The following is a 20,666-nucleotide window of genomic DNA, read 5'->3' on the forward strand; positions in this document are numbered from 1 at the left end:
ATACCTGTGAATAGCACACTCTTTTTCAAGTGTCCTATCCACAGGTACCATTTTACTTCGTCGCTCTTTCTTTTTATTTTAGGATAAAGTATAAGTTTTATAGTGCGCGCCATGTCTAGCTCCCAGGCCCTTACGGTTGCTTCATCCCCTCAAGGTCGCTTCGAAAGTCTCTACTCGTGGCAAGCACGCCACGATCCTTTCTCCAGCGCTTGTCGGGGCTAAACGGGGCGATAGCGCTTTTCTTTTATGTCTAGCTCCATCGCCCAGCCCCTCGAGGTCGCTTCGAAAGTCTCTACGCGTGGCAAGCACGCTAGGATCCTTTCTCCAGCGCTTGTCGGGGCTAAACGGGGCGATAGCGCTTTTCTTTTTATTCGTTCGTAATGGATTGCTTTAGCCAGCGGGTAGCTTCTGTGTAATCCTGTGCTACACCTAAGCCTTTTTTATACAGCATACCAAGCTGGAATTGTGCTTTTCCGTGTCCTTGCTCGGCGGCACGCTTGTACCATTTCGCCGCTTCCGGATAATCCTTTGCCACTCCTTCACCATTGGCATGCATTTGTGCAAGCTGGAATTGTGCCTTTGGATATCCAGCACTTGCTGCCTGTCGAATCCACTTGGAAGCTTCAACATAGTCGATGGCGACGCCTAGTCCCTTGTCAAAAATATTTCCTAATTTATATTGTGCTTTAGTATGTCCTTGCTCCGCAGCAAGTCGGTAGCATTGGCGTGCTTCATCGTAGTTCTTCTCTGTACCGAGTCCATTTTCATACAGATAACCTAGCTCATACTCTGCTTCTGGATGTTTTTGATTAGCAGCAGTACGTAGCCATTTATAAGCCTCCAGGTAGCTTTGAGGGACATGTAGGCCCTGTAAATAAAAGAGTGCTATTTCAAATTGTGCATCTTTATGTCCTTTAATGGCTGCACGCTTTAACCATTTGAGGGAAAGCTCGAAGCTCTCTAACGTTTTATAAATCAGACCTAAATCATAGGCTGCACTCACATGCTCATTACTAGCAGCCTTTGTAAACCACTCTATTGCCGCTTCTAATGATTTTTTTGTGTGCTTCAGTCCATAGAGTAAGCCGAGTGAATATTGTGCATTTGTATGTCCTTCATTCGCTGCAACCTGTAGCCATTTTTTGGCTTCCTCTACATTTGTACTGGTGCCCAGTCCGGCTTTATAGCAAAGAGCGAGCTGAAATTGAGCATTCGTATGTCCTTGAAGTGCCCCATGCAAAAACCACTTGAACGCTTGCTTGTCATCCTGGTCTACACCTCGGCCCTTACTATATAAATAGCCAAGGTTATAGGCAGCACTCGCATCTCCTGCTTCAGCCGCCTGTAGGAAAAGCTCCTTTGCCTTGTCAAAGCTTTGTGCGACACCTGTTCCGTTATGGTAGAGGAAGCCTAAATTATTTTGAGCACTTGTATTTCCTTGAGCGGCTGCGAGCTCATACCATTTTGCCGCCTCCACATAATCCTGAACGACCCCGTTGCCGAGGTTGTAAAGTGAACCCAAATTATATTGTGCATCAGCATTTCCAGCATCAGCGCCAAGCTTATATAGCTTTGCAGCCTGCACAAAATCCTGCGCTACGCCATGACCTAGCTGGTAAAGTACACCGAGTGCATATTGAGCATTCGCATCACCTTGATCAGCTGCGAGTTGGTACCATTTAGCCGCCTCCTCATAGTTTTGCGGAACACCGCGACCATGATTGTATAGCACACCAACATTATATTGCGCACTCGCATTCCCTTCATTTGCCGTAATTAAAAACCATTTTGCCGCCTCTTCAAAATCATCAGAAGCAAAAGCAGAATCGGTCATCAAATTACTTTCGAGAACTTCCACAATCTCATTTGTCGGAAAGGCAGAAGGGGCAAGCCTTTCTCCCTTTTGCAGTCGCTGCAAGTACCAATCACAAATATCAGTTAAATAATCAATAACTATCTTTGCCGCTTTAGAAGTTGTTACATCATTGCTAGAGTGAGATGTCATTTTGCGTACTAAGTTCATTAGCAAATAGATTCGGCGCGGGTGAAGCTTCGCAATAAAATGCTTGTTATTTAACAGAGTATGAATGGAGACTTGGGCTACTTTCTTTTGCATTTCCTTTTCATAAACGTCTCGTATAATGATGCCAAGTGCAATTTTTGACTTTTGTAAGGATAGGCTTGGATTTGAAATAGTGTATCGTGCAGCCCCCTGAATTGCATCAGCCAGTGGACGATGTGTTTCAGGTATTTTATTGCACAATTCGCATAGGACATCGCGGTTAAGTATCATAGAAGTCACCTCTCCCTAATAGAAACAATTTTTTACAGTTCAATAATTATTCTTATTATCGGGTTTTTTAGAGGGAATTGAATGAGTGGTGGGGGGATAGTTATAGGTTGCTTGTGGAGGTTAACCATAAGCAAGTTAGGAACCTCTCTGATTTGATAATATGTCCAAGAATACCAAAAAGTTAATATGAATTAAAAAAGAGTAGCCTCTGCTACTCTTTAAATTTCTATCTTTTGACCCTAGTTCATTGCTAATGGGATTTGTTAAATTTAAGCACCAATTAGATCCCAAATTAACGGCTGGATAGTTACAATAGTAGCAGCTAGAATCGATACTTTTACTAGATTACGTTTGAAAGATGAATTTTTGAACATTTATTTCACCTCCGATTGATTAATTATATATATTTTTTCATAAGATGCTATAATTTTTATTATACGTTAACTATAATTAACTTTTTTAGGAGGTATTTTTATGGAAGTTGGAGAGGTTATTAGGAAGATCAGAAAAAATAAAAATATACCTTCTAATAAAGTTTATAAGAATGTATTGAGTCGTCCTGCTGTAGCTAAATTTGAAAAGGGATTAAGCGATACTTCAGTAAAAAAATTTTTAGATATATTAGACGCGCTTAACATAAGTTTAGAAGAATTCGGGGTTATATATAAAGAAACTGAAAATCAAGATTTGAAGTATACTAGAAGCTATATAAATGCCTATTATAGTAAGGATCTTGATACACTAAACGCTATTGTTAATAGTGCTTCTAAAGATTATCTTGAGACAAAGAACGAAAAGTATAGGCATTATCAAGCCCTTGTTCGTCTGTTAATGGATGATATTAACGAGACGGATGTACATAAAAGTGAAATAGATATTCTCAAGCAATATCTAGTGCAATGCGATGTTTGGGGGTATTATGAAATCATTTTATTCACTAATTCATTGAGTTTTTATTCATGTGAATTTATCGATATTGTATACTCTCGTGCAAAAAGTACATTATTAAAGCTGAAGAATATGCTTAGATATAGAAATGAAGTAGCATTAATGCTGTTAAATATTTTAGAAAAAAATATTCTTTCTAAAAATATTGGGCAGGCGAGTTTTTACTTAACAGAGTTAAAAGGCCTTAAAAATAATGTAATAGATAATATGTATATACAAACGATGATCCTATACTTTACTTTGATTTGTAAAATTATTGATGGAAAATATAAAGGAGACTTTGAAGAATATAATAGTAAGATTAAGGAAATCATCAATATCTTTAATGTTTTAGGCTTAAGCCAAAAAGCTATCCAATGTGAATCCTTCTATAAAAAAGTGAAAGAAATATATAATATTTAAGTGATTGTACTCTTTAACTTCATCAAAATAAAACAGTTTCTAGGCTGCAGATAAAACTCAATTTTCGAGTTTGTCTGCAGTCTTTTAGCTTTAGAGACAGTTTCTTAATTCAAAAAATGAGCGCATGATAGGAAATTTTAATAATTTTATATTTAATAAGGGGTTAATAATAGTTAACAATTATAAAAATTATTATTTTACTCTTCTATAATAAAATTAAATAATTCTCTACGATACTTTGAAATGAGTGTTAAAACTATGGTGCATACGCAAAGGTTAATAGTCAATGAAGAGCAATGTTTTGTAGAAGTAAACTTATGAAAAGAGTTGAGAATGATGGTTTCGACAACATACAATAGTTTACAAGTAGAGTTAGAGAAGGAACTATACGACCTATTAAAGCTTAAAATTAATTTACAGTTAGATGACTTTAACATTCCCTATTTAAAGGGGAACAATATATTAAAATTCGAGAAACTACTAGAGCAGATGTATAATGACTTGCGATGTGAATGGAAGAAGAAATGCCTCTTGCATTCAGAGCCTATTTATAAATCCCCTACGTACTCACATGATTTTTACACATTAAATAATAGTAAAGTAGATTTTAACAATGGGCGAGTTATTAATTACCGAGATTGGGAAGACAATCATTATAGTGCTATCGTTGGTTTTGATGGATTTTCTATGTTCTTTTCAAGTAGAGCGAATGCAATTCTAAATGTACTGTATATAATAAGAAGCATGTTTAAAGGTAGTTTAAATACACAACTTTTTGGTGATTATTTTGAAACCATACTTATGCTCAAAAATTTAAATATTGAGGACTTTCACATTAAATATAATTTCTCCTCAACACTAGAAGAGAATACAGATATTTTAATTATAGAGCCTCTCCGATATAGCTTACCTCTTACTTCGGTGGATGAAGAAGAAATTATAAACAATATTAATAATAATGGACAATTAAAAGCGGTAATCATTGACTATACGCTGCTATCCAACACTTTTTCTATCAGTGCATTTTTAAAAAAAATTCAATCACACGTGTTCATTTTCTTTGTTAAATCTACCCTAGAATTAGATCAGGCAGGGTTAGAATTCTCCAACAGTGCACAACTTTTACTGTATACAAAAGAGAATCCGTTTTTAACAGAACATATAAAAAAATTGAGGGTTTTATTAGAAGAGCAAAGATATACATTGAGAGGTTCTCTTTCATACTCGGAAGTTTGTCAATTAGACTATCCAACATTTAATAAAGATAAGCAGTATGTAAGAAATATTATGGATAATAACAAAGAATTTTCATCGGTATTAAAAGACCTTCAAAATATAGAAGTAATCCATCCATCGATTCATTTTGGTGAATCATGTGATGCTCCTTTTTTATTTTTATCAGTAAAAAATAACGAAATATACTCTAAATTAATGGAGCATATTTCGAATAATTTGGCAAAGTACAATACAACTATTCCACAAAGAAACAGCTTTGGTTTTCGTAATTTATCTATGAGAACTATTCAAATGGGTAAGAGGAATAATGTACTTAAAATTGCTCCCGGAAAAATTAATGGGATGCGACAACAATGTTTATTGCAGGCAGTTCTTGATTTTGATAAAAAATAATTGGCCATACAGCGAGCACAGAAAAAAGAAATATTAAATTCTAACGAAAAATGGAGAATCCCTTGCTCATTGTGGGATTTTCCATCTTTTTTTTTAGGCAGGGGCTAATTTAACAATGAAGCATAATCTCATGAGCGTCTAGGTATACAGCCCCATCTAAGAACGAATGCCCATTGTATTCCCTTCAAAAGCCATTTACAATTTTAAGTAAATGTAGTTTTTAAAGGGGGATGCACATTGAAGGAGACGATCGTTGTGATACCTGCCTTTAATCCTTTACAATCGCTCATTCCATTTGTTGAGCAATTGAAAAGGGTAGAGGTTACAAAAATCATTATTGTGAATGATGGGAGTGCGGAAAAATATCAATCGGTTTTCCAAAAGCTTCGTGAAGTAGAGCGATGTATCGTGCTAGAGCATCCGAAGAATAAAGGGAAGGGCAGAGCATTAAAAACCGGGTTTGAATATATTTTAAAATATGAAAGTCATGTGCAGGGTATAGTAACAGTAGGTGCACATGGTCAGCATAGTTTAGCTGATATTAGGTTAATACTAGAGGCGGTCAAAATATTTTCTGATGGCATTATTTTAGGTATTCGCGAATTTCGTTCAAGAAATATGCCGAAGCTTAGCTTTATCGGGAATCGTGCTGCATCGATGCTATTTGAGCTGCTGTTTCATCGGCGCTTGCTCGATATTCAAACGGGCTTACGCTATATTCCAAGGCAGGAGCTTGTGTGGCTAAGGAAAGTTCCAGGAGAACAGTTTAATTATGATACGAACATGCTAGTAGAGGCATTGCGCCGTGATGTTACAATCTACGAGGTGCCCATTGGCTATGCGAAGCTGAAGAAAAACTCAATTATTAGCTATGATGAAATCGTTAATCCCGCAACCGTACTGCAACAAATATGGAACTCATTTAAAGAGAAGCGAACTCAGTAAAATGAAACGTTTTTCATTTTACAACGTACATATAACTAAATAGTATAGGTATACTATTTTTGCAAGGGATGAAGAGATTCCAGAGTACTAATTGTTAAGGAGGCGCTGTGAATGAAAAACAACCTTCAGCTTGAAGAAATGATACAAGGAAAAGAAAAGCATTATTCTGATAAAGGATTCAATAGCACCCTGAAGAAATTTGGTAAGAAGCTAGGCTTTAAAGGGATGCATACGGCTGCAACACTTTATTGTGCCGTGAAAAGCCCTGATATGCCAAAGCACAACAAGCTCATTATGCTTGGGGCACTTGGTTATTTTATTTTACCGATAGATGTTGTAGCAGATTTCTTGCCAATGGTCGGCTTAACAGATGATTTATTCGTCATTACAACAGCACTCTCGAAGGTGTATTTATCTATCACAGACGATATGAAGCAGGATGCACATCAATTATTAAAGAATAAGTTTGGCGACCGTTATGACACTGCCGAGGTTGATGATAAATAGTTAGGTGTTTTTTATCTGAATTGTTGTAAGTTCGGTTTTTAAATAGCCGTTAATTTTACTTGCTCCAAGGGATTTAGAGATTCACAATATATTCGCATAGATTTTATTCAAATCTAGTTTTTAACAGAAGTCTACAAACTGCTTCACTAAGAGCATCCTATGAAGAACAGATTAATGCATTAAAGCTAGAAGTTGAAAAGGCTAGGGAACAAGAGAAGGATAGTGAAGAAGGTAATAGCAAACGGCGCATAAACACGCCCTTTGCTATTTTTGTTTGAAAAGGGCAAGTGCTGCTTTCGTCTTAAAGTACCTGCATTAAAAACAGTAACAAACCCTAGTCACTAGGCCTTGCAGATCCTATCGTATAAAATTTCCCCATTCCCAACAGCACGGCATCACGTGATTGCCAGCAGATCGGCACCAAACCCACGCGCCGAACAGCCAGCACCGCAAATCGCCAGAGACAACCGTTCCGTCGAATTGCTATTTCGTTATGCCTCAATGTCTACTGCTCTTTATAGTACGACCAACCTAAAAGTTTAAAACAAAGCGAGCTAACACAACATTTTTTCTTCACGCCAGGAAGAACACCTGGCGCCAAGAAAAAACCGCAACTTGTCGTGGAACAGCATCTCGACTAATTGCTATGCTGTCATAGCTCGCAAATAGGACCGAGGAAGAAAATATAATTTTTATAACGAGATCCTTATTAGGTTGAAGTTATGCCCCTACTATTTTTAAATTTTTCTAACGATTATAGTATCATAATTTTATAGTTTATTTTTCATCAGAAAGAAGGGAACAACAAAATGAATAAAAGAAAATTAATTTTATTAAGTACAATTGCAATATTATTTATTCTCGTCTTAATATACTTTTTAAGGGGCTTAGAATCCCAAACCTTTGCCAAGGCTAATCTTATTCATCCAGATTACACTTATTTAACAATAGATGAATTAAATATTTATTCCGAAGAAGACAAAGCCATGATCCCAGTCAAAATAAGTCACGATGATAAGGAAATACTTACTGACCTAATGCTCACAACAGAAGTAAGTGGGAATACCGTTAGAAAACCTTCCTCTACAACACCTATTGTTGAACAAAAGTTTCGAGATTCATACGGTTCACACTTAAGTTTCACTTTGTACAAAAAAAATGATAATTACTATGTAGCTGTTCTTGTCGATATTTATACGAATGAAATTGAATGGTTTAAATTATAAAGCACTGACCTACCCGATTTTTATTTTGATTTACTAGAAAAAAGCCCTCAATAATAATAGATGGACAGCAGATTGCCACCAAACGCACGTGATGAATAATCAGCACCTCAACTCGCTAGAAACAACCGTTCCATCGAATTGTTTTCACATCATGCGCATAAAATTCCTCATCCTAATAAGGTTCCCATCAGATCAATAGATTTACAAAGTTAAGAAATATACATGATTTTATGCAAAGTGAAGAACAAATCAAACAAGTAAAAATACTGTTATATCAACCGTTTACGCCACCTGTATAAAAAGACGTATAAATAATGTTCATAAAGAAAGCTACGAAAGGTTGATTTAACAACATTCATAGCTTTTGATGTGTTTCCAAACTTTTGGGAACGTTATTTTTTTAGAAAACGTATAGTTTATACAAATGGTTAAGTTAAATTTTTAAAATTAAAACAAATATTTAAAAAGATGATAGAATCATTAATATATTTCAAAGAAAAAGAGGTAGAAATAATGGGAACTTGTGCAGATGTTTTAATCATTATAGATTTGCAAAATGGTGTATGTTACAGTAAAACGCATTTATTTGATTTACAAAATTTAATAACTAAAGTAAACAATAGGATTTCCTTATATAGGGGATTACAAAAACCAATCATTTTTGTTCAACACTGTGATGAAGAATTAGTACCTGAGGAAAAATCATGGGCTATTATTGATAATTTAGATGTTAAAGAACAAGATTATTTTGTAAGGAAAATACATGCAAATTCTTTTTACAAAACAAACTTAAAAAATCTTTTAGACCAATTATCTGTACAAAAAATTGAATTTTGTGGTGCTCAAACAGAATACTGTATGGATGCTACGATTAAATTTGCCCATGGATTGGGGTACGAAAACTTCATGGTACATAAAGCAACCTCTACTTTAAATAATTCATATATGTCTGCAAAAGAGACAATTGATTTTTATGAAAATATATGGAATCATAGATTTTTAAAATTAATAGGCGATGAATCTTAGAATAAGTGAATCGAACAGTCCTCTTTTAAAAAAATTCTCACAGCGTCTCAAAGCATTATTTTCTAATAAAAACAGCGACAAACACTGATTTAACAGTACTTGTCGCTGTTTGAAATGTTACCAAGCTTTCATTTGGGAACGTTATTTCATTTTAATATTCAGGATTATGCAAGGCTACCCTTTAGTTAAGTCTATTAACAAACAATTACATCGTTTTCTTTAACATTAATTACTTGTGTATTTGAGATGGGCAAAAGGTTTAACGTGGAACCATAATGAGCAATTATAGCCGATGCAGAGTCCTTAAAGGGCTCGTTATTATAGTGAGGAACTGGGTAAAATTTCATTAAGTTTAAACCTTCAAACGTTTTCAATTGAGTAGCTTTTTCTTTATCGTCCATAAATCTTATATACTCTATATTAGGAGAGGTTATTATAGCTCCTGCAGATTCTCCAATATACAATTTTCCTGAATCAACTTGTTCTTTTATTATCTTATCTGCTCCTGATTTTCTCAACTCTTGCAGCAAGAAAAAAGTATTTCCTCCTGAAACATAGATAAAATCGTTTCGCTCCAATTTTTCTTTAATCTCTTCAGGCGATGCTACAGCAACATCGAGGTTTTCAAGAACCACGCCCAACTTTTTGAATTCTTCTCTTGCTGCATTAACGTAGTGAACTACCTCTTCTGGAATACTCGCAGTAGGAATAAACGTTACAGTTTTCCCTTTTAAGTCTTCATCAGCAAATTTTTCAAATAACTGAACTACATCTTTAAACGAAGATGCTAAAAACATTTTAAGCATATTAATTCTCCCTTTTTATTATTGCTTTTATACGGATATGAAAATCTCTTTAACAAAATTTTCCCTGTTTATAAGTATAATATTAGTTCCCAAAGCGTCGTTTGGGCACATTATTTGAAAAGAATGTAGACTAACTATCATCCAAATTGTAGTAGATAAAACGACAGGGGAATTGCACCAACTAATGCACTATTCAAAATTGAGCCAAATATTGTCGGCAACTTTGTATTTTTATTGTGTTTTAAATTTTCTAGTAGACATACTAAATTTCTAAACCATAAAAATGAAAGTAGTAAAGGTGAAAAGTGATAAAATGTAAATAAATCAAACGTAAAACTCTCCTCTATGAAAAATTATAAGTTTCTATTGATTTAATTCATCTTCGATTAAATATAACCCTTTAACCTTCCCAAACCCTATACTAGATGCACCTCGTTCGGAGATATTTCTTTGCTTCCCGTTGTAAATCCGTATAAATCTGACGGGTCTCTTATATGAATTGATTATAAAATATTCAAGTACTGTTTCATTATATATAAATGATGTTCGTGTAAAAGACGCTCTTCTAATTCAGAGAAATTTACCCAGCGTATCGGTTCGTTTTCAATTGGTTCCGCAACCTTTTCTAACAATTCACAAGCGTACAATATTCCGATGTTATGTTTCTAAAAGCATCGTTTGTATAAGTATCATTTACTCAAGTTATTAGTATAGATTGACGATTAAAACATGATGTTTTTTGATGTAAAACCATCAAACTTAATCGAGAAGGGGTGCCGATTGAAAAAAATTCAATATTTGGTCGGGCACAGGTCCGTTAACATCACGAGACATTACAGGCAGTCCGCTTTCTTGAATATAATTGATCTAGCTCCGGCTGCATTGTAAAGACGAACTATGAATCGAAGAAGATAATACAAATCCAATTTGGCTACAGACACGATGGAAAGGATCCTGTCGCGATGTATAAAGGTCGTAAAGAGGCAGAAGATGTCTTGATATCCGGTCAAGCTGTCGCGACGCATTTACGAGCTGCTAGGGTCGTAGTGGAGTGGATGAAGCACGCACTGCTAATACTACATTGGCATTCGAGCAGGGGAGTGAAGCAAGCTGATTTTTATGTGCTGAAGCATACGCGAGCCCCGGCCTTGCTGCTTGAGATTGGGTTTATTGATAATAGCAAAGATAATATGCTGTTTGATTCGAGATTTGAAGCGGTTGCTGAAGGGGTTGCTGCAGCGATTATTAAGGGGGAAAGAAGGCTTGAAAATGTGAGGCTTATGGGCAGAGAATAATAAATAAAGCTCCACCAATAAAAGCGCACACTACTTCCGCAAAGCAGGATGTAAGAAATATGTAAGGGCAGATTGGAGTATTTAATTAGCCTGTGCCTGGTAGAAGATCGTTCATGTACAGTTGTTCGGTTATGGTCGTCTCCTGCAGCAAGGATTTCGCCTACTACTAAGCGGGATCTTTTTTTACGTTTCATTCGAAATAGTGTATCGTATAGGAAAGAAGGTTTGAGGAGGTTCGGAATCTAATGCAATATACAGACCCTATGAAAAATCGTGTGAAGCGTATGGAAGGACAGCTGCGCGGTATATTGAAAATGATGGAAGAGGATAAAGACTGCAAAGAGGTTATTACACAGTTATCAGCTGTTCGCTCGGCAGTTGATCGAACAATCGGTGTGATCGTGAGCACGAATTTATTAGAATGTGTACAAAAGGCTGACGGTGACAACGAGAAAATGGATGAAATTATTAAAGAAGCAATGAATTTAGTTGTTAAAAGTCGGTAATAATCCATAAATAAGGGGGTGCGAAAAGGGAAGCAATGTTAAAACGCTTAACATTCATTGTTATTTTGCTTGTATTTGCGAAGCCTGCATACGATGTAGCGACAAAGTATTTTGATGATTTAGGCGTACTGCCGAATATAGAAGTGGAGTCGGTAGGGCAGCCAGAACAGGAACAACCGACCTCAGGATTGATAGCAACAGTTGCTCAACAAGGAGCAAGTGCTGAGCTCCCGAAAAAAATTGGGTCACCTGAGCAGCTAGCAGACGCCTTTTATTATTATTTCAGTCGTTTTGAGGAAAGCTTTACGATTGACTATAAGGGAAGTACGGCTGATATTGAAAATATGCTGAAACAAGCTACTGAGGATGGGGCAAGTCGGGACACATATATCGAGGGACATTTAGGTGCCCGGCAAATTGAGTATGAGTATGGGAAAATGCATGCCACGATTAACGTATCTCAGGAGTATTTGACGAACGTAGAGCAGGAGCGAGTAGTTGATGCGAAAGTGGCGGCAATCGTTGCGACAGTAGATCCAAGCTCTATGACGGATTTTGAAAAAGTAAAATTCACAAATGACTATATTGTTCAAAATACCGCCTATAGTGAGGATACTGTAGTAAGTGCGCATAGTGCTTGTGCAGTTGCACAGGAAGGAAAAGCAGTTTGTCAGGGCTACGCACTCTTTGCCTTGAAGCTACTTCGTGCGCTAGATGTAGAAGCGATGTATGTTGTCGGAGAAGTATATACAGGAGGCCATGCATGGAATTTAGTACAGGTGGACGGGGAATGGTACCATCTCGATACAACATGGAATGACCCGGTGCCGGATCGTGGGAAAGGTGTTCGTTATGATTACTTCTTAATTAATGATACGGATTTACGTAAGGACCATACGTGGATTGCAGAGGACTATCCACAAGCAACAAGTGACAAGTATCGCTATATGCATGTTGTTCAGGATAGCTATGAGAAGGGCGATTATGTGTATTTTAGTCATTCTGATCAAAATAACAAGCTGTACCGGTTGAATAAGAAAACGGGTGAAGCTTCTCTCCTTACAGATACGCGGGCACTCTTTATAGTCGGTCATGGCGACTGGTTATACTTTAGCAACTACTCTAATGGCGGCTATTTATCGAAAATCCGTCTCGATGGCTCAGAGCAATCGACCCTTTACCGAGAGGAAGTTAAAAACTTATTTATTGAAAATAATATGCTTTACTTTACCGCACAGGATGGGATGAAAAAAGTAGAGCTATAACGAAAAAGCAGCTCGGTTGTATGTTACAATCCGAGCTGCTTTTCTTACTTATTCCATTAGGATAATGCATCTACTGTAAGCTAACTAGCGCTCGTTTAACAATATATTCAATCGGCTTGTCATCACAAAGGCTAAAGTGTACATGGGGATATTCCTTGTGAACATCCTGGACAAGTGTTTCATAAATCGCTGGGTTATTTTTTAGCACCCCACCGTTTAAGTAAAAGGTATGAGCCCCATTCGTATAGCTAGCTTTTCGTAACGTGACTCCTGCTAACAGGGCAAGTTCTTCGCCAGCTCTCCTAGCAATCGACAGAGCTACAGCATCCCCTTGCTCGACCGCCTTTTGTAGCAGTGAGCCAACACTAGCAAGCTTAGCGTTTGTATAGTCCGCATGATAGAGCCAGTTCAACAGTTCCTCCACGTGCCCCAGCTGTAATTGTGAAAGCACGAGCTCTGTTAAAGAGGTTCTCTCTCCACGACCGTCCTCAGCACGGAAAATAGCTTGTACGATTTGTTGACCAAGCCAGTAGCCACTTCCTTCATCTCCCGCACGGTGTCCCCAGCCGCCTGTACGGAAAATCGATTCCCTGTTGTAGCTAAAGCAGATGGCACCGGTACCTGATATTAAGAGGGAAGCAGGTGAGTGACCTGCTGCCCCAAGTAAGGTTGCTTCTACATCGTTTTCAATCGTCATTTTTTCCACAGTAAACGGGGAGGAGGCTAAGCTTGCGCGTACAATTTCCGTAACGATTGCTGTATCCTCTTTCGTATCAATGCCAGCGATTGCAAATGCTGCTGCATGAATGCCCCGGCAGGATACAGTCGTAGCAGCTTGCTCTAATAAGCTAGCGAACACTTGCTGTACACGTTCTCGACCAATAGCCTGATAGTTAGAGCCTGTCGTTGTTTCTGTGAAGAGTACCTCACCGTCCGTACTGCGAATTGTCATGGTCGTTTTCGTTGCGCCGCCATCAACAGCTAAAATGATCCGATTCATGTTTCATCCCAGCCTTGTAGTAGTTGCTCTAGCTGCTGCTCTGCCTTTTTAATGCAATCTGCCTTATCCGTTACCCACTCCTGCATAACGCCTGCATCCGTCTCGGCAATTTCAAGAGAGCGACGCATCGTTTCAGGTGCTGGACCACCGAGTATTGTACGGACATGAACAAAATACTCCGGCTTTAAAGCATTATAAAAATCAGGACGGGCGATTTGTAGCTCTTTGCCTGTTACTTCAAGCGATTTTTCATTCGCCATTTCCCATGTTAAATTTTTTAGCGATTCCTCGCTACGCTCGATTAATGTGCGCACACATAGACTAACGATGCTATGTGCCTGGCGGAATGAAATTTTTTCTGAGCGAACGAACGTATCAGCAAGCTCTGTTACGTTCGCAAAGCTATTTTGTGCCCGCTTTAATAAATTTTCCTTATTCACATTCATCGTAATGACAAGGCTGCCAAAAAGCTTATAAATACCGATTAGGCGATCCATAGCGCGCCATAAATATGGCTGCATATCATCCTCTGTATCGACAATATCACCAAAAGGAGTGTTATGAATCATTTTTAATACCGTATCTGTATCCCCAACAACAGAGGATAATAATGAACGTGTATGTTCAATCGATACCGGGTTCCGCTTTTGTGGCATAATCGAGCTTATTTGAACGTATGGGCTCGCTAAACGGAAGGCGTTAAACTCCTGCGTTGCCCACAGTAAAAAGTCTTGTGACGTACGCCCGAGATTAAGCGCGGCTAGCTGCACAACGGTAGCAGCCTCAGCGATATAATCAGCGCCAGCCACGGCATCCCAAGCGTTTTCAATAATACCGTCAAATGCAAGTAATTCCTGCATACGCTCGCGGCTAATATTAAAGCCAGTTGTTGTAAGCGCGGCTGCGCCCATGCTGCTTTTGTTAATCGTGCCGTACGCAGCTTGCATCCTTGTAAAATCACGCGTGAGCTGATTAATAACGGCCTTTAAATAATGTGCGAATGTAGTTGGCTGCGCCTGCTGTGTATGTGTATAGCCAATCATAATCGTATCGACATTTTCCTTAGCAAAGGCGATTAAGGAAGAGCGTAAACTCAGGAGCTCCTGCATGACAGACAGCATTTTTTTACGAAGCGTCATCCGATAAATGGCAATGCCCATATCGTTACGGCTACGCGCGATGTGTAGATTGCCCGCGATATCGCCACCGAGCTCAATTAATTTATTTTCAATACGGAAAAATAAATCCTCAAATTGCGGACTATAATCTCGTGTTTTGTAATATTCTAAATCTAATTTTTTGATTGCCTGCCCAATCTTTTTTGCATCCTCTTTGGAAACAAGCTGTTGTTCCTCGAGCATTTTTAAATGGGCAATATGAATCTGTACCATTGACGTTAAAAAGTGACGCTTTGCCTCATCGTATGCAGGCTGTAAAACCATTTGACGATAGCTATTTGACGGAAACTTAATACCTTCTACTTCATTGATCTGATCTCTATAATCTTGAAACATAACACCATCTGCCTCCATTAGATACTAAGAAATTAGTTAAATTGCTGAACCAGCCGAGCCTTTTGAAAGTTTTTCTGAAATTAGAAGTACAGTTAATATTAAAAGTATTTGTAAAACTCCGTACGCGCAGGCCGTACCAAATTTGAATGCGTATAGCTTTTGGAAGATTGCTACAGATAATGGAATCGTTGACGTACTATATAGCAATATAGATGCAACGAATTCACCGATACTTTGTACTAGCGCAAGCAAAGTACCAGCAAGGATACCTGAAAGTGTTAATGGTAAAACAATTTTCTTAAACGTATGCCACCACGTTGCCCCCAGGCTTCTGGCCGCCTCTTCAACCGATTGATCAAGCTGCATTAAAGAAGCAGACGTTGAACGAAACACAAGTGGCAGATGCCGTACAAAATAGGCTAACGGTAAAATCCAAAATGTACCGATTAACACTTGGTTGAACGTAAATGCGCTTTCTGTACTAAATGCAGCAATTAAGTTAACTGCTACTACTGTTCCAGGAAGTGCCCAAGGAATCATGATTAAAATATCGAGTAGTGCCTTCCCCTTAAAGCTTAGTCGCACCATTGCATAGGCAGCTGCAACACCGAAAAGAATATTACCAATTGTCGCAACAGCCCCCATTTGAATGGAGTTCCAAATCGGTCGCCACGTGCGTTCATCGGTGAATAATGCCTTGTAATGGTCGAGCGTATATTCTGTTGGTAGGATTTGAATCGTCCATGCGCCGTCCTTTGAGAACGAAATGAGTACTAATACTAGTATCGGTAAAATTAAAATAAGTGTGCCTAAAAATGACAGGAAAATTGAAATATATTTTAGTGGCTTTGATGTCACCTCAGATCGATGGACACTAATGCCCTTACTTAAGTTTTGATAGTTACGCCGATTTTGGTACCAGCGCATAATGAGTAAAAATAAAATCGAAACGAAAGAAAGTATAGTTGACTGAGTTGCTGCCATATCTAAGTTTCCGTTTGTACGTGCTAAATAAATTTGCATCGTCATCGTGCGCTCTACACCAAACATTAGCGGGGCAGTGTAGGAAGCCATCGAAACCATAAACACAAGTAGGGAAGATGCAATAAGAGAGGGGGTTAGCATTGGCAGGATCACCTTAAGCCAAACCCGAATCCGACTCGCGCCTAAGCTTGTTGCTGCTTCCTCAAGCGATGGGTCGAGCCCCTTAATAGCAGCTGAAGCAGTTAAATAGAAATAGGTGTACATTGTAAATGTATGAACGACAACAACCCCTAAAATCCCTTCAAGTGAGAACGGTACCTCCTCTAATGAAAATAATTGCTGAAAGAAACGTGGGAAAATACCACTTTCCCCGTATAAGAACGTAAAGGAGAGCACCCCAACAAGTGGTGGAAGCGCCATCGGGACAAGTACTAATACGGCCAATAACCGACGCCCTGGAAACTCATAGCGTTCAAGTAGAAATGCCATTGTTACCCCAACAACTGCACAGGTAATCACACTTATTACAGAGATATATACACTGTTCCAAAGTGCCTCTAGGTTTGCAGTGCTTTCGAGACTAAAAAACTTTGCATAGTTAGCAAATTGATCGTCACCAGCAAAGCTTTGTAAAAAAGTCGAATAAAATGGATAGACAACATAAGCGAACAAAATTAAAAATAAGGGAGAGATTAATAGATAGACAAAATAAGGTGACTGAGTCAGGCGTGACCACCAGTTATTTTTATAAGGTTCTGTTTGCTGTTTCATCGTTGCCTCCTATTCTCCGAGGAAATATAGATGTCTCGGTGGAATATGTAGCTCAATTTCGTCGCCAATCTGCTTAATAGCACTGCTTCCAGTAATAATCATTGCTTTTAAAAGAGTTCCGTCAACATTGACGATATAATTTACACTCAGACCGGTAAATTCAACAAATTCAATACGCCCCGTAATGGCATTCTCTCCGTGACCGACCTCAAATGCTTCTGGACGGACGGAAGCGTAAATCGAATCCCCGACACGGGCGGTTACTCCCTGTGCAAAGCTTGTTGTAAGTCCTTGTAGCACGATGCCATTCGTATCTTGAACAGTAATGCTGTCTCCTTCAATAGCCGTTACCTGCATTTCTAGTAAATTTGTTTCCCCGATAAAGGTCGCGACAAAGCGATTGTTCGGCCGATGATAAATTTCCTGCGGTGTGCCGATTTGCTTCACAACGCCTTGCTCCATCACCATAATTCGGTCGGACATCGACATGGCTTCCGTTTGATCGTGGGTAACGTAGATTGTTGTAACGCCAAGCTCAGATTGAATTCGTTTTATTTCTACTCGTGTTTCCTCACGCAGCTTTGCATCTAGGTTAGATAATGGCTCATCCAATAGAAGAATATCTGGCTCTATTACGAGTGCACGAGCAAGAGCAACACGCTGCTGTTGACCGCCTGAAAGCTCATTTATTTTACGGCTACCATACTGAGCTAAATGAACGAGTCCACGGATACGGTCTACTTTTTCTCGAATTTGTGCTTTTGACATTTTACGAACCTCTAAGCCAAACGCAATATTTTCATCGACCGTCATATGTGGAAAGAGGGCATAATTTTGAAATACCATGCCAATATTTCGTTTATTGGGCTGAAGTGTTGTAACATCCTGATTATCAAAATATATTTTCCCTGTAGTAGGGTAGTAGAAGCCGGCAATCATACGTAGTGTTGTCGTTTTTCCGCAGCCGCTCGGACCTAAAAACGTAAAAAATTCGCCCGGCTGAATATCTAAGTCCATTTCACTGACGCCGAGTACATGACCGAACTTTTTCGTAACTTCTTCGATACGAACACCTTTCATTACGAGCACTCCTTCCATCCTGATGTTTATAGAAGAAAGGGGGTGATTCGAATCTTTCGTTCGAAGCAACCCCATCAAACACCATTAAACGTGTGGATTATTTACTATTACCTTTAATGTTCGTGTCCCAATATTCCATCCATTCTGCTTCACGCTCAGACATGATGTTCCAATCAATATCGAATGTTTCTAGCTCTAAATCTTGATACCATTCAGGCATTTTTGCCAGGTCGATATCTGTTCGTGTTGGAATTTGGAAGTAATCGTGAGAAAGCTCTGTCATCATTTCCTGCTCAAATAAGAACTCCACGAATAGCTTCGCATTTTCTTCATTTTTCGCATTTTTAATAATACCAACGCCATCAACTAAAATTGGCGCGCCACTTTCTGGATAAATATAATCAAACGGATAATCTGTTGTATGTTTTTTAAGTAAAATATCTTGCAAGTTCCAAAGGGAAAGCGAGCCTTCCTGACGCGTTAGCTTTAAGTAAAGCGCATTTGGATCTTGTGTATATTCTTTTGTATTCGCATCTAATTTTGCTAACCATTCATAGCCCTTTTCAGGTGTATCTGGTCCTTGACGATAAATCATCGAGGAATAAATGGTACGCATTGTACCAGAAGCGAGTACGCCACGAATTAAAATTTCATCTTTCCATTTAGGATCGAGTAAATCATCCCAATCTTGTGGACCATCCTCAGGCTTTAGAACATCACTATTAATCATAATGACTTCAGGTAATAGCATTTCACCAATCCAACGATTTTCACTATCACGGTGCTGTGGATCAATGGCATCTTTAAAGGAAGGCTCCCAAGAAAGCAGTAAATCTTCATTTGCTGCAACCATCATAGCCGATTGCGTACCACCCCACCAGAAATCACCTTGAGGATTCGCTTTTTCCCCACGAGCACGCTCTAAAATTTGCTGAGCACCCATTGTCATAAACTGCACGTCAATATCAGGGTAACGCTCATTAAATTTATCGATCACGTCCTGCACTAATCCTTCATCACGACCTGTATAAATGACTAGATTACCAGATGGCTTATCATCACCATTGCCCTTTGATTCGCCATCCTTGGAGGAATCACCTGAGTCGTCGCTGCACGCTGTTAAAACTACTAGGAATAATACAAGTAATAAAGAAAGTAAACCCCATCTTTTCATACAAAAATACCTCCCTATTTCTTTGTTTTGTAATGGCTTGCATCGACAAATGCCAAAATTCGCATTTGTGTGAATATTTAATATCCAAGTAAAGTGTATCGTTATTTGGAGAATAAAGTCAATGGAATGTAAATAAAAAGGGTATTAGGAGGTTTGTAATTACCGTGAACGGAATTGGCATGAATGCCTTTGATTAAAGGTTATTATTTGATTAGATCTATTCCCTATAATATGTAAGGGGTTAGAGGGATAGGTATGATTTTTTGATACTGATAGTAGGCGCTTATGTTGAATAATAAAAAACGTCTCAAACCCTTGCTACACAAGGATTAGAGACGTTCTATTAAGCCCTCTTACGCATTGTTAACAAAGAAGGTAATACCATACCAATCAGCACGAGTACAATACCCGTAATTTGTACAGGAGTGATGACTTCGTGTAATACAAGGACGGAAGCAAGGATGGCGACTGGAAGCTCCATCGCACTTAGTATTGAAGCGAGTCCGCCTCCCACTTTCGGTACAGCAATCGAGAATAGTAAAATCGGTAGGATGATACCGAACAATCCGAGTGCTAGCCCGTATTTCCAAAGTCCAGCTGTTATTTGACCGTTCCAAAGTATTTCAGGCGTTAGGAATAGGCAAATGATAGCGAGTGCTACTAAGGAAACAAAGAATGTGCGCCAGATGGTTGTAATGCCTTGCACCGGGCGTGAGTTAATTTGAATAAAAATGGCAAAGCTCAGAGCTGAGGCTAGTCCAAGTGCCCACCCTTGCCAAGCAATCGCGCTTAAATCTACATCTAAAATGCCTGCTGCTAAAATCGTTCCTGCAAACAAAAAGATCAGTGAAATACTTTCCGGTTTACTTGGTAAACGCTTCTTAATCGCACAATCTATAAACATGCCGATCCACGTAAATTGGAATAGCATAACAACTGCTAGTGAGGCGGGTAAATAGTTTAGGGCATAGCCGTACATAATCCCTGTCGTCGATGTAAAGAGCCCTGCCAATAGTAGTGTGATATAGCCAGAGCGATTTAAGCTTGGTAACGACCGTTGTGTGATGATAACTAATAACAGGGCTAATAGAAACCCGAAAATATATTGACTTGTGATGGCCTCCGGTGATGTGAAGCCATTTCCCATGGCTACTTTCACTATGGTCGATAGGATCCCGTAGCTACTGGATGCAATGATAATCATAAGTGGATACATAATGTTGTATTTCAAGATGACACTTCCTTATAATCCTTCACCAGATGATGAAAATTTTTTCGATAATTGTTCATGACTG

At 38.5% G+C, this 20,666-nt stretch carries 17 protein-coding genes; 9 read left to right on the forward strand and 8 right to left on the reverse strand.

Annotation, left to right across the window (positions count from 1 at the left end):
- Positions 1-367 precede the first annotated feature (367 nt).
- Entirely contained in the window at positions 368-2,293 is a 1,926-nt protein-coding gene (locus V4T18_RS05545; protein WP_332647412.1) for an SEL1-like repeat protein, read from the reverse strand.
- Between the two features lie 474 nt (positions 2,294-2,767).
- Between V4T18_RS05545 and V4T18_RS05550 the strand changes: the two genes are divergently transcribed.
- The 6 genes from V4T18_RS05550 to V4T18_RS05575 all read left to right on the forward strand — a co-directional run bounded on the left by V4T18_RS05550 (position 2,768) and on the right by V4T18_RS05575 (position 8,976).
- A complete protein-coding gene (locus V4T18_RS05550) occupies positions 2,768-3,643 on the forward strand; it encodes a helix-turn-helix domain-containing protein (RefSeq protein ID WP_332647414.1) in 876 nt (291 codons plus the stop codon).
- A 336-nt stretch (positions 3,644-3,979) separates the two neighbouring features.
- The gene (locus tag V4T18_RS05555) at positions 3,980-5,272 is read left to right on the forward strand and encodes a hypothetical protein (protein ID WP_332647416.1); all 1,293 of its coding nucleotides are present in this window, start codon (positions 3,980-3,982) and stop codon (positions 5,270-5,272) included.
- 237 nt (positions 5,273-5,509) lie between these two features.
- Complete coding sequence (locus V4T18_RS05560; protein ID WP_332647418.1) at positions 5,510-6,217, forward strand: glycosyltransferase family 2 protein; 708 nt, start codon at positions 5,510-5,512, stop codon at positions 6,215-6,217.
- A 111-nt stretch (positions 6,218-6,328) separates the two neighbouring features.
- Complete coding sequence (locus V4T18_RS05565; protein WP_332647421.1) at positions 6,329-6,724, forward strand: YkvA family protein; 396 nt, start codon at positions 6,329-6,331, stop codon at positions 6,722-6,724.
- A gap of 809 nt (positions 6,725-7,533) precedes the next feature.
- Complete coding sequence (locus V4T18_RS05570) at positions 7,534-7,950, forward strand: hypothetical protein (protein WP_332647423.1); 417 nt, start codon at positions 7,534-7,536, stop codon at positions 7,948-7,950.
- Between the two features lie 513 nt (positions 7,951-8,463).
- Positions 8,464-8,976, forward strand: a complete 513-nt coding sequence (locus V4T18_RS05575) for a cysteine hydrolase family protein (RefSeq protein ID WP_332647425.1) — start codon at positions 8,464-8,466, stop codon at positions 8,974-8,976.
- 194 nt (positions 8,977-9,170) lie between these two features.
- On the opposite strand, the gene V4T18_RS05580 is transcribed toward V4T18_RS05575, so the two are convergent.
- On the reverse strand, positions 9,171-9,782 hold the full coding sequence (locus V4T18_RS05580) for a Type 1 glutamine amidotransferase-like domain-containing protein (protein WP_332647427.1): 612 nt from the start codon (positions 9,780-9,782) through the stop codon (positions 9,171-9,173).
- A gap of 995 nt (positions 9,783-10,777) precedes the next feature.
- On the opposite strand from V4T18_RS05580, the gene V4T18_RS05585 reads away from it, so the two are divergent.
- From V4T18_RS05585 to V4T18_RS05595, 3 genes are all read left to right on the forward strand, one after another.
- Positions 10,778-11,077: an N-acetylmuramoyl-L-alanine amidase gene (locus V4T18_RS05585; protein WP_332647429.1), complete on the forward strand. Its 300-nt coding sequence runs from the start codon at positions 10,778-10,780 to the stop codon at positions 11,075-11,077.
- Positions 11,078-11,322: 245 nt separating this feature from the next.
- Entirely contained in the window at positions 11,323-11,583 is a 261-nt protein-coding gene (locus V4T18_RS05590) for a metal-sensitive transcriptional regulator (protein WP_332647431.1), read from the forward strand.
- A gap of 35 nt (positions 11,584-11,618) precedes the next feature.
- Positions 11,619-12,848 (forward strand): DUF5050 domain-containing protein, encoded by a 1,230-nt coding sequence (locus V4T18_RS05595; RefSeq protein ID WP_332647434.1) that lies wholly within the window; start codon positions 11,619-11,621, stop codon positions 12,846-12,848.
- 70 nt (positions 12,849-12,918) lie between these two features.
- Here the strand turns inward: V4T18_RS05595 and V4T18_RS05600 are convergent, their stop codons facing one another.
- The 6 genes from V4T18_RS05600 to V4T18_RS05625 form a co-directional block, all read right to left on the reverse strand.
- A complete protein-coding gene (locus V4T18_RS05600) occupies positions 12,919-13,848 on the reverse strand; it encodes an N-acetylglucosamine kinase (protein WP_332647437.1) in 930 nt (309 codons plus the stop codon).
- The gene (gene argH / locus V4T18_RS05605; RefSeq protein ID WP_332647440.1) at positions 13,845-15,362 is read right to left on the reverse strand and encodes an argininosuccinate lyase; all 1,518 of its coding nucleotides are present in this window, start codon (positions 15,360-15,362) and stop codon (positions 13,845-13,847) included. Before argH ends, V4T18_RS05600 begins: the two co-directional genes overlap by 4 nt.
- 36 nt (positions 15,363-15,398) lie before the next feature.
- Positions 15,399-17,117, reverse strand: a complete 1,719-nt coding sequence (locus V4T18_RS05610; protein ID WP_332647442.1) for an ABC transporter permease — start codon at positions 17,115-17,117, stop codon at positions 15,399-15,401.
- A 9-nt stretch (positions 17,118-17,126) separates the two neighbouring features.
- Entirely contained in the window at positions 17,127-18,197 is a 1,071-nt protein-coding gene (locus tag V4T18_RS05615) for an ABC transporter ATP-binding protein (protein ID WP_332647445.1), read from the reverse strand.
- 97 nt (positions 18,198-18,294) lie between these two features.
- Positions 18,295-19,371: an extracellular solute-binding protein gene (locus tag V4T18_RS05620; RefSeq protein ID WP_332647447.1), complete on the reverse strand. Its 1,077-nt coding sequence runs from the start codon at positions 19,369-19,371 to the stop codon at positions 18,295-18,297.
- A gap of 343 nt (positions 19,372-19,714) precedes the next feature.
- On the reverse strand, positions 19,715-20,602 hold the full coding sequence (locus tag V4T18_RS05625; protein ID WP_332647449.1) for an EamA family transporter: 888 nt from the start codon (positions 20,600-20,602) through the stop codon (positions 19,715-19,717).
- Positions 20,603-20,666 lie beyond the last annotated feature (64 nt).

Source organism: Lysinibacillus sp. 54212 (assembly GCF_036662795.1).
Classification (GTDB): domain Bacteria; phylum Bacillota; class Bacilli; order Bacillales_A; family Planococcaceae; genus Lysinibacillus_B.